The following is a 12,139-nucleotide window of genomic DNA, read 5'->3' on the forward strand; positions in this document are numbered from 1 at the left end:
TAAACGAAAATACTTATTTAATATAATTAACTCACAATAGTAAAGTCGAAAGGCTTTAACTATTCGAAAGGATGAAGACTGTTGAATAAGATGGATTCAAGCAAAGTTAGCCCAGAATTTCTACCCGGCCGAATGGATGAGGTAATCGATCAGACGATTGCTGACAAGCGTTTGGTCGGTGCTGTCATTAAAGTGGCGATAGATGGAAAAATGGTGTACAGCCGCGCTGCTGGCTTTGCCGATCGCGAGATGAACCGGCCCATGCAAGAAGATGCTTTGTTCCGCCTCGCTTCCGTTTCTAAACCTATCGTTTCAACGGCCGCCCTAGTGCTGGTGGGGCAAGGTCGCCTGCAGTTGGATGACCGCGTTGATCGTTGGCTTCCCGAGTTCCGGCCGCGATTACAAAGCGGAGAGATAGCTGCTTTGACGATTCGACATTTGATGACGCATACCGCAGGTCTGACTTACCGCTTCTTTCAAGAAGAAAATGGTCCCTATCAACAAGCCGGGATATCAGATGGCATGGATCAGTCGGGTATTACGTTGGAAGAAAATCTGCAGCGTATTGCCTCTGTTCCGCTACTCTATACGCCAGGTACCGAGTGGAAATATTCCATCGCGACAGATGTGCTTGGAGCAGTCATTGCAAAGGTAACGGAAACAACGCTCAGCGAGGCCGTGCATTCCCTAGTGACAAAGCCGATTGGCATGAGCGACACCGATTTTATTGCAGTGGACCCTGATCGGTTGGCTAAAGCTTATACCAATGATCATCCAGAGCCGAGGCCAATACGGAATCCTGATAAAATCGGCTTTTTGGAAGGCACGGCAGGCTTCCGGCTTGCTCCAGGCCGTGCACTTGACGGTACGGCATACCCTTCGGGAGGAGCCGGTATGGTCGGCAGCGCCGGGGACTTTATGCAGCTGCTGGAAGCTTTGCGTAAAGGAGGAGCGCCTCTGCTGCCGGAGGCTCTAGTTCATGAGCTGACTACCAACCAGATTGGAGATTTGCCGATGGCTTATTGGCCAGGGCGAGGATTCGGTTTAGGCATCACGGTGCTCAAGGATCCCATTGCGGCAAATACACCGGAATCACCGGGCGCATGGCGTATGGGCGGTACATACGGACATTCATGGTTTGTCGATCCAGAGCAGCGGCTCAGCGTCGTGGCGTTTACCAATACTGCACTGGAAGGCATGTCGGGCCAGTTTACGGTCGACCTTTGTGAAGCTGTGTATGACAGTATCAAAAAATAGCCATTCAAAGAAAGCTAGGTTAGGCGCGATTCTGGGAAATTAAAAGGAGTAAAGCAGCCCCATTGAGGCTGCTTTACTCCTTTTTGGCGGACTGACGTTCCGCTATTCTGGCTTTTGCTTCGATTTCAGGCCGTAAGCGGACAGGAAAGCCGTTATGGCTCTCGTTATCCCGTCCCAATGGCCGTTTACCGCGCATTAGCGTCTCCTGAATCCGCAGACTATGGCTTATCCCGGGATTCGGTGAAAATAGCGGCTGCTGAGTCCGCCAAGTCGAGGCGTTGTGCAGAAAGTAAAACCTTCGCCATGCAGCGACGTTAAAGCAGCTAGGCTGCTAATTAAATTTCATTTTTGGAAATGCCATTCAAGCTTGGGGCAAAATCGGCAGCTTTGTTGCTAGTCAACGTCTGAGCTTCTTCCGTTAAGTGATCGTCGTTTTGTTGATTGTTTTTCTTATCTGCACGATTATTAGAGCGGTCCATTTTGGGATCGGCGCTATTTTTGGGCATGATATTCACCTCCATCTTTTCAAAGTGTAGTATGAGAAGTTGGATTGAATTTTATCCCAGCCCAAGTGGAACTTGAAGCATACACCGCTGCATTTTCCGCCATTTACTGAAGAAAGGCTTTAGCCAGCAATCGATACGCGTGGTGACTTGCATGTTTATCCGTAGAAGAAGCGCACTATTTTACTTTCCCCATTAGGAAACTCCATTTGCTTCTTCGAGAGAACGAATGAGAAGACTATGATCGATCGGTGAAGACATGACAATCAGTATGGTATAGGTTCCATATTTATCGCACTGATTGCCAAACTCTTCTAGCGTACGTGTGGAGTCCGTCACTACTTTTAATAAATAACTATGTTCTCCGCTTATGCGGTGGCACTCGGCAACATGGGGAGATGCATGGATAAAATCAAGAAACGCCAAGCAGTCCTTAGTCCGAAATAACATATAGGCTGCCGTATGCTTCCCAATTTTTTCGGGAGAAATGACGGTGCGGTACTCTTCGATTATCCCCTTTTCTTCCATTCTCTTCACTCGTTCCGTTACAGCAGGCTGGGACAACCCCACGCTTTTACCCAGCTCAGTCATAGAAATCCTTGCCTGGTTTTGAAGATAGAAGAGGATTTGCTTGTCTGTATGATCCACTTAGAATACACTCCTTTAAATTTAAGGCGTTTTAAATAAAACAGCTTATATTCATTTGTGTATTCATCATATTTGATTTGATCTAGTATGTAAAATAAAGAATTTAAATTATATAATAAGTCACACGGGAGTAAGGTGATTCACATATGAGAAGTTGGAGAGGATGGCAAGCAATGAGTAAATACGATTTATTTGGAGGGTGCTTTCAATGACTCTTTCCCATTCCAGTAAAAATATTATCGCATTGTCCGCGATATGTTTGTCCGCGCTAATGTTCGGCCTCGAAATTTCCAGTGTGCCAGTGATACTGCCGACCCTCGAAAAGGTATTGCATGGCAATCTTAAGGATATGCAATGGATCATGAATGCCTATACTATTGCATGTGCGACGGTTCTGATGGCTGTGGGAACGCTGGCTGACCGTTATGGAAGGAAGCGCATTTTTATTATCAGCCTCGTCTTGTTCGGCATTACCTCCTTGGTTTGTGGCTTGGCCCAGAGCACATCGGTTCTAATCGTCAGTCGGTTTCTTCAAGGTGTGGGTGCTGGCGCGATGCAGATTTGCCAGATAGCCATTCTTTCGCATCGGTTTCAGGAAGGACGAGAACGCAGCAAAGCTTTTGGAGCATGGGGGATCGTGTTTGGGATCGGCCTCGGCTTTGGACCCATCATCGGAGGGATGATTGTGGTCGTATTGAACTGGCATTGGGTTTTCCTAGTCCACGTCCCGCTGACCATTCTCACTTTGATTCTTGTCTTTGGCGGTGTCGAGGAGTCGCGTGATCCGCAAGCGAAAAAGCTGGACATGATCGGCATCGTCACGCTTTCGCTCGCGGTTTTTGGCCTTGCCTATTTTATCACACAAGGATCTGAACTAGGCTTTACCAGTCTAACCTCCATCATCATCCTTGCTGCAGCGGCAACAAGCTTTATCGTTTTTCTTTTTGCGGAAAAGCTCAGCGCTCATCCGATGTTCGACTTTTCCGTATTTAAGATACGTAATTTTTCCGGTGCTCTCCTTGGATCCATCGGCATGAATTTTAGCTTCTGGCCGTTCATGATCTATCTGCCAATCTATTTTCAGAGCGGCCTTGGCTATGGCATTGTAGCCGCCGGGTTATCCCTCTTGGCGTATGCTCTTCCCACTCTGGTGATCCCGCCCTTGGCAGAGCGCCTTTCGCTTCGCTATCAGCCTCGTATAGTTATCCCATTGGGTCTGTTCATCATTGGGCTGGGCTTTATTTTGATGAAATATGGCAGTGGAGGCGATCACGCCAGCTGGCTGACCATGCTTCCAGGCTCTCTGTTGGCTGGGATTGGGCTGGGCTTGACCAATACGCCTGTGACCAACACGACGACTGGCTCCGTTCCGATTACCCGTGCAGGCATGGCTTCAGGTATAGACATGAGTGCGAGATTAATCAGTCTAGCCATCAATATCGCCGTGATGGGATTCATTTTACAGGAAGGGATACGGTCTTATTTGAAGGGAACCCTTCTTGGGAATCTCAATACAACGCAATTACGGGATTTAGCCGAGAAAATAGCCGCCGGAAACTTTGCATCTCTCAAGCAGGGTTTGCCAGAGCTAACTGCTCTGGACGCGTCCGGAGCAGTGGTCCATGCAGCACTTGTGCACGGCTTTGGCTTGGTGATGCTCTATGGTGGCCTTGGCGTGTGGGTTTTGGCCGCGATTAGTTTTATAATCTTCGGCTCCAAGAAAGCATCGGCGCAGCATTAAACGGTCATTGATTTGGTGACGCATCCTGAAGGTTAATTCATCTGAATCGTATTAGACTGCACTAAAATCTCAACACGTCTGTTGCGCTGCCGGCCCGCCTCTGTAGCATTGCTGTCAATGGGCTTATATTCGCCAAAGCCTTTGGAGCTGAAGTTCCGGGGATCGAGCTCCTTGTTTTGCAGCAATAAATTTAGAAAATTGAGTGCTCGCATGGCGCTAAGATGCCAATTGGAATCAAATTCAGTCATGCCAATCGGGACATTGTCGGTATGTCCGCTAATGATTACATTATGTATAGGGTCCATGACCAGAAGCTGTGATATATCTTTGACGATGCTGATATTGGAGCTTTGGACCTTGGCACTGCCGGAAGCAAATAAAACATCATCCTTGATCGTAATGAGCAGCCCTTCATCCGTCATTTGGGTTTCTAGCTTTGCGGTGAGCTGGTGCTCGGAAATATATTGGTTCACCTGCGATTGTATATGTTCTAATTCGTTTATTTCTTGTGCTTGCGCGGTATCCGGCGTTTCCTGCACGTTTCCCTTATCTGATTTTGCAATGACAGGATTCTCTAATGCAGGCTGCCCTTCGAGTACGCCAGTACCGCTATTAAAGGCCATTCGAAAAGCTTGCGACATCTGTTCAAACTTTGCAGCATCAGCACTGCTCATGGCATAAAGCACGATAAATAAAGCGACTAGTAAAGTCATTAAGTCCGAATAGGGCAGCAGCCAGGACTCATCCACATGCTCTTCTTCATGTTCATGCTTGTTTCGTTTCATTTGTTCCACACCTTTCAAGTCTAATTTGAATGGAATTAATTCAACAATCGATGAATTATAATCATAAGAAGAGGAGCCATTTTTCCAGCAAAATGGTTTCCCTTTCTTATTATTCCCTTTTTAATCGACGGCTATTTGAAAAAAATTAGCCAAAACGGATTGCTTCATTTCGCCTTTAAGATCGCTGTTTGCCGTAACGTCTTCTTTGAACTCATTTACAAAATTAGGAATCGTTCCAAGAAGGGAAACGGAGTTCACAAGCATTAAATAATAGAGAGTAGGCTCCTGTTTCTTGATAACGCCAGCCTCCATACAATCCTTAATAAAAGGCACGAGATGCCGGTAAGTCGGCAGGAGCATTTTATCCATTAGATAGGTGGAGCGTTCACTCGGGTGGGACAACTCGTTCGTCACAAACATCATGTGGAAAGGAAATTCAAAGCAAAAATCTACAATGTTGTCGACAAGAGCAAGGCAAGCAGCCTCTAGCTTCATATGCCTATAATTATTTTTAAAGGGTACGGTTTGAAGCGTGATCCGTTCAGTTAAATAATCGACCACCGAAGTCCATAAACCAAGCTTTGACCCGAAATGGTAGGATAGCAGGGCGACATCCACATTCGATAAGTTTGCCATTTTTCTAAGACTTGCCCCCTCATAACCATGCTTAGCAAATTCAATAAGGGCATGAGTCAATATCTGCTCTTTCTGGAATGGTTCATCCTTGGATGGACGCCCCGGGCGGCGCTTCGTCTCTTTCACTTTGTCGGCCTACTTTCTTCAAAACAATAATTCATCACATGATGATTTTAGCATGTTGTAATCGTTAGTGTCTACAAACGAATAAATTGGCTATAGCTGATGAGATATATGCACATTTCCAATTCCATTGATATGCGTACTATGAAGTATATCGTTTAATGAGGAGTGGAGTTATGAAAGCGTTGGTTACCGGGGGTGCGGGGTTTATTGGTTCCCACCTAACGGATATGCTTATCCAAAGCGGTGCTGTGGTACATGTCATTGATAATCTATCAACGGGATCAAAGAATCACGTGCATCCTGCCGCTATCCTGCATGTTGAGGATATTAACAGTGATGCCTGTTCTAAAATTATTGAACATGTTCGGCCTGATGTTGTCTTTCACCTAGCTGCTCAAGTCGATGTCCAGCGTTCAATGGCTGACCCCGCTTTTGACTCTACTGTTAATATTGTCGGAACAATCCGGCTCTTAAAAGCTTGCGAACAAGCTAAAGTAAGTAAGATTATTTTCTCTTCTACTTCTGCCACATACGGAGACTCCAATAACGAACGCCATGAAGAAGAAGCTATTCCCGCCCCAATTTCCTATTATGGGCTTTCCAAACATGCTAGCGAAAGCTATATTCGATTGTTTCATAGAATGTACGGCATTAACTATACCATCTTGCGTTATAGCAACGTGTATGGCCCACGACAGAGCTATACAGGAGAAGGTGGTGTTGTCGCCATATTTCTAAATAAATTAAATAAAGGACTTCCTGTACTTGTTCACGGCAGCGGCGATCAGACTCGAGATTTTATTTATGTACAGGATGTTGTTAAGGCAAACATGGCGGCCATTCACCAAGGAGAGCAAGAGACGATTAATATAAGCACGGGTTTGCGGACTTCTATAAACAACCTCATACACATGATGAAAATGATTCATGGCCAGGACGCCCAGATTACGTATGGCACCGAACGGCCGGGTGATATTATGGATAGCTGTCTAGATAACTCAAAAGCTGAACGAGTGCTAGGATGGCGGCCAATGAGCAGCCTGTTTGAAGGATTAACGCAAAGCTATCAGCAATATCGTTGAAGGATAGGTATAAGCCAAAAGCCGATATATGTCATTCAAAAACATGACATATATCGGCTTTACTATTATGCATTATTTTATGGCTACAAGCACATTCGCAAACCCATCTTCCCGCCCATAAACTAGCTCATACGTCGCATTATCCTGTGTCAGCACCTGTTCGATTGTAAAACCGCAATCCGTTAGCAGCTTACGCAATTCATCTGGCCGGTAATGCCGATAATGGTGAGGATTCACCCCGTTAAGAAAATAAGGGTTTTTCAAATGGGGGATAATCTCTTCGTTAGGGGCCGAGATGAGAAGAATACCGTTTGTATGGAGCGATTCATAAAGCTTTTGAATAAAGGTCCGATCATCCTTTATATGCTCCACGGTTTCGAAACAGGTAATAACATCGAACGTTTGGATAGGAAGCTCATCACGAAACGATTCGGACAAGTCCGTTTTTACATAAACCGTATTGTCACCTGAAAAATGATCAATGGCCCAATTTAATGCATGCTCCGAGCGATCAACCCCTACGACTAATGCACTTGGGGAATGAATGGCTATATAATGAGTGCCATATCCCGAGCCGCATGCTGCATCTAGTATGAAATCTCCAGGGCGGATAAAGCGCGTTGCAAAATGATAGCGGTAATGATGATCCATCATGACATCATGAATGGAGGTAGCATACATCCGTTCCATCTTTGCGATTTCGTCATCCATCTAATTTCCCTCCATTACCAGTCTAGTCTCTTTTCTCACGGCTTTCTCTCTTTGAAAATATCAGCTATTTCTCCTGGTACATCTGTACATTGCATCAAACCCTATCTATGAATCTAATATATAGAACGCGTTACTAGAAAGGAGGTGATCGCTATGACCGTTACAATAGTAGATTATCAGTTTCAAGAGGTTGCTGTTGGAACAGGTTCGCTTCCGTTTATCATTTCTCCAGGATCGGAAGTGCTGCTGACGTCTCTCTTTCTCCAGATTAACAATATTAATAACCGTATTGAGTTAAAAGCTACAATCGGATGGGAGGCGCAATTACTGCTCTTGAATATTGTGCCGAAGCTGCTTTTTCGGATTCGTCGCGGAGGAACAAGCGCCCCGGCAACCGTTGTATTTCAAACAACGGATTCCGTTTTTTTGGGAACAGCATCTGAAGGTCCATGGGTTCCGCTTGATTTCACAACTTCGTTTCAGCATACTGAAGCTGCCACAGCTGGAATCGTCGGTACCTTTCAACAATACGCCCTGACTGTAGAGCATATTGGGCAAAACTCCGCCACGATAACCGGACCCGTTCATTTTGATGGTATTGTTTATTTATGATGTAGTTGAAATTTACCAAGTGGTCGGATTTTCGTGAAAATGAAAATCCGACCACTCTTTCTTAAAATATAAGCATGTATAAGTTTCCCCCGTATAGTGGGCTTATATTTCACCCTCGAAACGGAAGCTTTGCCGTTAGAGGACGGCGACAGCCGTTTACGCTTACACATCCTCAAAAATGTTTTGGGACCCTGTGCGAGTATCCATCCATACAATAATAGGAGTGCCCGTGGCTCTTACGACGAGGCCGTTATAATCCCCAATTGAAGGAGTAGGGACTCCAATCGACGGATCGGCGTTAGGATCGAAGGAGACGCTTGTTATGCGGCGGTTAGGTAAAAACGTGGAGCCTGCATCGTTGGACTCTGCCAAATACACATCGAGCAGCGTGGTGGTGAGACGGTTTGTATAATACATAACCCGCACCCCTCCATTATCACGAGAAACCGTTAAATTGGGCAAAAAGTTTTGTGATGCGGCAGGGCTATCGTCTACTTGACGGAGAGTCGACCAGGAAACGCCTCTGTCGGTTGATCGTGACATATAGATGTGTGCATTGCCTGATCGGTTATCCTGCCAGACGGCATAGACAATTCCTTCGCCATTGAACGGCGAAATGTCGACCGCTAAATAAGCAATAGTCAGGACGCGAAAGCTAAAGGTTGGTACAGGGAGAGGGGTCGGAACGAGCGAAACGGTCGATATCGTAATAATGGGTCCAAACGTTATCCCGCCATCAACAGATCGACGCATAAGAAATTGCGGTGTTCCTGGCCCATATTGCATCCACCCCACATAAATATCGCCTTGCGGTCCAATAGCAATGGTTGATCCGAAGCTAGTTACACCTTGTACTTGGTTCGTTAGCAATATAGGCACAGACCAGGTCACACCTTGATCGAGTGATCGTTGAAATAACGTTTCGGAGCTTTTGAAATTGTTGAAATAGCGTGTAAATGCAATATACGCCTGGCCAACATAAGGACTCCCATTCGCCGTATCAATGGCTATCGCTGGTTTATCATTATAGATCGCCGTGCTATACCCTTGATTGACAATGATGGGTGTGGAGAAAGAAGCGCCATTGTTTGTTGATCGGTAAACAATGATGGATGAATCTGCTACAGGGTTAACATTTAGGGCAGTCGCAGCAACAAGAAACAAATTGGGATAACCATACGCAGCAACCCCATCACCGGAGGCTGCGAATCCAACCGGGGGTGACATCAGCATCTGGGTATACGATGCCCCGCTATTAATTGAGCGGTAAACGGTCGTCATATTGTTTCCCGAACGCAAGTCATTCGTCGTCACGATAACGGTTGCTTGATCCAGTGAATTGAGCGCAATCGACGGCTCCTGTTGAGGGCCTGAGGGGGTTACTTGTATGTTGGCCATCTGCAGCTTCCTTTCTATACTTTTAGTTAATCTTATCTCGCTTGAAAAATAATCGAGCCGACAATGTGATCATCCACGATGGAGAAGGAAGCTGGAATATACATTCGTTGATTATTGCGGAGCAATTCACATATGCCAGATCCATAATGGCCAGCATATTTCGGAGGATGATTTGCTTTTCGTATATGCTGGTTACTTAGAAGTATTTCATAACAGTCAACTAACCGATCGACCATCTTCGGAAGCGACCATTGTCTGATCCCCCATTCGTAACCGTTATAAGCTAATCTTTGTGAAAGCGATTGGTTTTCGAGCAGTACTTGCAAGTAACGTGACAGTTCATTGCTATCACCTGCTTTTGCCATCAATCCGGTATGGTTATGCCGCACCATTTCCGGAATTCCACCGGCATTGGAGACGACGAGGGGCTTGCGCGAGATTTGCGCTTCCATCACAGCATAAGGCTGGTTATCATGCAGACTCGGGAGTACAACAATATCGGATTGCTGCAGCAGTGCGGGAACGTCGTTTCTGCTGCCAATAAAAAGCACATGATGACTCAGTCCCAAATGAGCAGTCTGATTTTCCAACTCCGACCGAAGATAGCCGTCACCAATAAACAGACAAATCCAATCGCTCCTGATCTGCTTTAACTTGTATAAAGCACTGAGCAAGCTGCTATGACCTTTCACTTTATCAAGCCTAGCTGGACAGGCAATAATGTTAAGATTGGACGGGAGCTTTAAGGTAGTATTCTCTTTCATCCGTTGCAAATGATGTTCAACGTTCATTCCATAGGGTACAATTTCCATATGATCGATGGGCACTAAATAGCTGGCTAGTGTTTGCTGCAGCCATTTTGTCGGCACGATGGACAAATCGCTCGAAGTAGCTCCGTAATATTCTCTTGCGCAAGCATATTTCCAAATGAATTCAGGTGGTGCTTTTCCTTCAAGCGAAATCCAGTATTCGGTCGCCAGGCATCCATGAATAGTGTTTATTAAAGGCAGGCCCTCCGGCTTAATCTGCCATAGCGCCCGGGAGGATATGACATCCTGTGCATGAATCAAATCATATTTTTTCAGTCCGAAATACGAGGCTGCTAGCGCATAGGTGCAAAACTCAATTTCTTGGTCGACGATCCATGGATCGATGGGAATTTGCTGTGCAGCATATACGGCCTTAATTTCTCTCTCGACGAGCTGTTTGAAATACCTTTTCTGTACTCGCTGCCCTGTACCCAGCATATAGTAGCTTTTTTCATCGGGATGTAACGCAAACACATCTACCTCATGGCCTAGACGCTCCAAACTAGTTTTTAAATCTTGGATATATGCCCATACACCGCCAACATGTGGAAGCTTCCAATACGTGGCAAGGAGAATCCTCATTTTCCACCACTCTGCTTGGTTTGAAGTGCCTCATCGTACAGTTGCAGCGTTCGTTCCGTCATTGTATCCAAAGACCATTGCCTAAGCCCGTGGTATCTGGCTTGATTGGCAAGTCTTTTCTGAAGCCTGTCATCGTCAAGAAGTTCATTGATGCGTTCACATAATAAATCTGCACGACCGGATGTGAATAATAACCCGCTTTCTCTATCAGCTATCATTTCTGGAATTCCTCCTGCATCCGACGCAATTATTGGCTTCCCGGCTACTTGTGCCTCCATGATGACAAAAGGGAAATTGTCATGAATACTTGGTGCCACAACCATATCAGCCTGACTTAGAAGTGCTGCCATATCGTTGCGATGTCCCAGAAACATAACATGCTGCTGAAGCTTTAAATCATGGGTCAGTTGGTCAAGCCTTGGGCGCAGCGGACCATCCCCAACTAGCCAACAAACCCAATCTGACCGTCTCTTTCGCAGAAGTTCAAGAGCATGTAGTAAAACCTCGTGGCCTTTAACCGCGTCTAGGCGCGCCGGACAAACGATTAGCTTTAAATCGTTTTTTGGAATGGCCCCATTCAGACTTATGGTTTGGCGAAGAAAAGATAACGTATCGAAGCCATATGGTATGACGTCAAATGGATCTTTTTCTAAATCGCTAGTTGACTCATACTGCTGCTTGAGCCACTCTGAAGGGACGATGATTCGGTCTCCCACCCTGCTTCCATATTGATCAAGTGTATTGGCCCACGTTGCTGCCGGGGAGGGGTCAGAAATAACACCTTGAAGCTTCCATTCGGCTGCCAGCTTGCCGTGGAGGGTAACGACAAGCGGAGTGTTCTTTGGCTTAATTTCAGAAACAGCAGTCGCAGAAATGACATCTTGTGCATGAAGTACATCGTATTTTGTTAGTGTGAATGCTGTTAGAGCTTGACGAAAAGCAAGACGCTCACCTTCCATTGCCGCAAGCCAAGCATCGTAGTTTCTTGAATTCATATTGAAGCGAATCCCAATTTGTTTCATAATCGGAGTTAAAAAGGTTTGCTTATCCATGGATTTGCCTTTATCAACGATATGATAATGTAATCCGGATTGGTTATGGGAGAGGATGTCAACTTCATGTCCCCTCTCCTCAAGGCCTTTTCGCAGCGCCAAAACATAAGTGGATACTCCGCCTGTATAAGGAATACACCAATAGGAAACAAGTCCAATTTTCATCTGTCACTCCCCCTTCGGCTGCAAGGATTCAT

General features: G+C 45.7%; 12 protein-coding genes. 4 read left to right on the top strand and 8 right to left on the bottom strand.

The genetic code is table 11. The annotated features are described in order from the left end of the window. The first annotated feature begins 90 nt into the window (after window positions 1-90). Entirely contained in the window at window positions 91-1,257 is a 1,167-nt protein-coding gene (locus AC6B99_RS16715) for a serine hydrolase domain-containing protein (protein ID WP_496663869.1), read from the top strand. A 335-nt stretch (window positions 1,258-1,592) separates the two neighbouring features. Here the strand turns inward: AC6B99_RS16715 and AC6B99_RS16720 are convergent, their stop codons facing one another. Together AC6B99_RS16720 and AC6B99_RS16725 are read right to left on the bottom strand one after the other, a co-directional pair. Next, window positions 1,593-1,763 (bottom strand): hypothetical protein, encoded by a 171-nt coding sequence (locus AC6B99_RS16720; protein WP_155972888.1) that lies wholly within the window; start codon window positions 1,761-1,763, stop codon window positions 1,593-1,595. 192 nt (window positions 1,764-1,955) lie between these two features. Then, the gene (locus tag AC6B99_RS16725) at window positions 1,956-2,408 is read right to left on the bottom strand and encodes an Lrp/AsnC family transcriptional regulator (RefSeq protein WP_056032219.1); all 453 of its coding nucleotides are present in this window, start codon (window positions 2,406-2,408) and stop codon (window positions 1,956-1,958) included. A 208-nt stretch (window positions 2,409-2,616) separates the two neighbouring features. Here AC6B99_RS16725 and AC6B99_RS16730 point away from each other — a divergent pair, with 208 nt between their 5' ends. Continuing rightward, entirely contained in the window at window positions 2,617-4,149 is a 1,533-nt protein-coding gene (locus AC6B99_RS16730; RefSeq protein WP_494863667.1) for a DHA2 family efflux MFS transporter permease subunit, read from the top strand. A 32-nt stretch (window positions 4,150-4,181) separates the two neighbouring features. Here AC6B99_RS16730 and motB read toward each other — a convergent pair whose 3' ends face one another. Then, on the bottom strand, window positions 4,182-4,934 hold the full coding sequence (motB, locus tag AC6B99_RS16735; RefSeq protein ID WP_056032213.1) for a flagellar motor protein MotB: 753 nt from the start codon (window positions 4,932-4,934) through the stop codon (window positions 4,182-4,184). A gap of 120 nt (window positions 4,935-5,054) precedes the next feature. Next, complete coding sequence (locus AC6B99_RS16740; protein WP_056032211.1) at window positions 5,055-5,696, bottom strand: TetR/AcrR family transcriptional regulator; 642 nt, start codon at window positions 5,694-5,696, stop codon at window positions 5,055-5,057. A 173-nt stretch (window positions 5,697-5,869) separates the two neighbouring features. Between AC6B99_RS16740 and AC6B99_RS16745 the strand changes: the two genes are divergently transcribed. Next, a complete protein-coding gene (locus tag AC6B99_RS16745) occupies window positions 5,870-6,778 on the top strand; it encodes an NAD-dependent epimerase/dehydratase family protein (RefSeq protein ID WP_056032209.1) in 909 nt (302 codons plus the stop codon). Between the two features lie 72 nt (window positions 6,779-6,850). Here AC6B99_RS16745 and AC6B99_RS16750 read toward each other — a convergent pair whose 3' ends face one another. Continuing rightward, on the bottom strand, window positions 6,851-7,489 hold the full coding sequence (locus AC6B99_RS16750; protein WP_056032206.1) for a class I SAM-dependent methyltransferase: 639 nt from the start codon (window positions 7,487-7,489) through the stop codon (window positions 6,851-6,853). Window positions 7,490-7,642: 153 nt separating this feature from the next. Between AC6B99_RS16750 and AC6B99_RS16755 the strand changes: the two genes are divergently transcribed. Beyond that, complete coding sequence (locus AC6B99_RS16755; protein WP_056032204.1) at window positions 7,643-8,101, top strand: hypothetical protein; 459 nt, start codon at window positions 7,643-7,645, stop codon at window positions 8,099-8,101. Between the two features lie 162 nt (window positions 8,102-8,263). Here AC6B99_RS16755 and AC6B99_RS16760 read toward each other — a convergent pair whose 3' ends face one another. Genes AC6B99_RS16760 through AC6B99_RS16770 form a run of 3 tightly spaced genes read right to left on the bottom strand, consistent with a single transcriptional unit; the run spans window position 8,264 to window position 12,107 of the window. Continuing rightward, entirely contained in the window at window positions 8,264-9,499 is a 1,236-nt protein-coding gene (locus AC6B99_RS16760; RefSeq protein WP_494863670.1) for a sialidase family protein, read from the bottom strand. 32 nt (window positions 9,500-9,531) lie between these two features. Next, window positions 9,532-10,890, bottom strand: coding sequence for a glycosyltransferase family 4 protein (locus AC6B99_RS16765; protein ID WP_496663799.1), 1,359 nt, complete (start codon window positions 10,888-10,890; stop codon window positions 9,532-9,534). Next, window positions 10,887-12,107, bottom strand: a complete 1,221-nt coding sequence (locus tag AC6B99_RS16770) for a glycosyltransferase family 4 protein (protein ID WP_496663800.1) — start codon at window positions 12,105-12,107, stop codon at window positions 10,887-10,889. The genes AC6B99_RS16765 and AC6B99_RS16770 overlap by 4 nt, the downstream gene beginning before the upstream one ends. Window positions 12,108-12,139 lie beyond the last annotated feature (32 nt).

This window comes from Paenibacillus liaoningensis (assembly GCF_059609455.1).

Coding starts and splice junctions, on each gene's coding strand:
- AC6B99_RS16715 (WP_496663869.1), top strand. CDS start 91: ATGGATTCAAGCAAAGTTAGCCCAGAATTTCTACCCGGCCGAATGGAT.
- AC6B99_RS16720 (WP_155972888.1), bottom strand. CDS start 1,763: ATGCCCAAAAATAGCGCCGATCCCAAAATGGACCGCTCTAATAATCGT.
- AC6B99_RS16730 (WP_494863667.1), top strand. CDS start 2,617: ATGACTCTTTCCCATTCCAGTAAAAATATTATCGCATTGTCCGCGATA.
- motB (WP_056032213.1), bottom strand. CDS start 4,934: ATGAAACGAAACAAGCATGAACATGAAGAAGAGCATGTGGATGAGTCC.
- AC6B99_RS16745 (WP_056032209.1), top strand. CDS start 5,870: ATGAAAGCGTTGGTTACCGGGGGTGCGGGGTTTATTGGTTCCCACCTA.
- AC6B99_RS16750 (WP_056032206.1), bottom strand. CDS start 7,489: ATGGATGACGAAATCGCAAAGATGGAACGGATGTATGCTACCTCCATT.
- AC6B99_RS16755 (WP_056032204.1), top strand. CDS start 7,643: ATGACCGTTACAATAGTAGATTATCAGTTTCAAGAGGTTGCTGTTGGA.
- AC6B99_RS16760 (WP_494863670.1), bottom strand. CDS start 9,499: ATGGCCAACATACAAGTAACCCCCTCAGGCCCTCAACAGGAGCCGTCG.
- AC6B99_RS16765 (WP_496663799.1), bottom strand. CDS start 10,890: ATGAGGATTCTCCTTGCCACGTATTGGAAGCTTCCACATGTTGGCGGT.
- AC6B99_RS16770 (WP_496663800.1), bottom strand. CDS start 12,107: ATGAAAATTGGACTTGTTTCCTATTGGTGTATTCCTTATACAGGCGGA.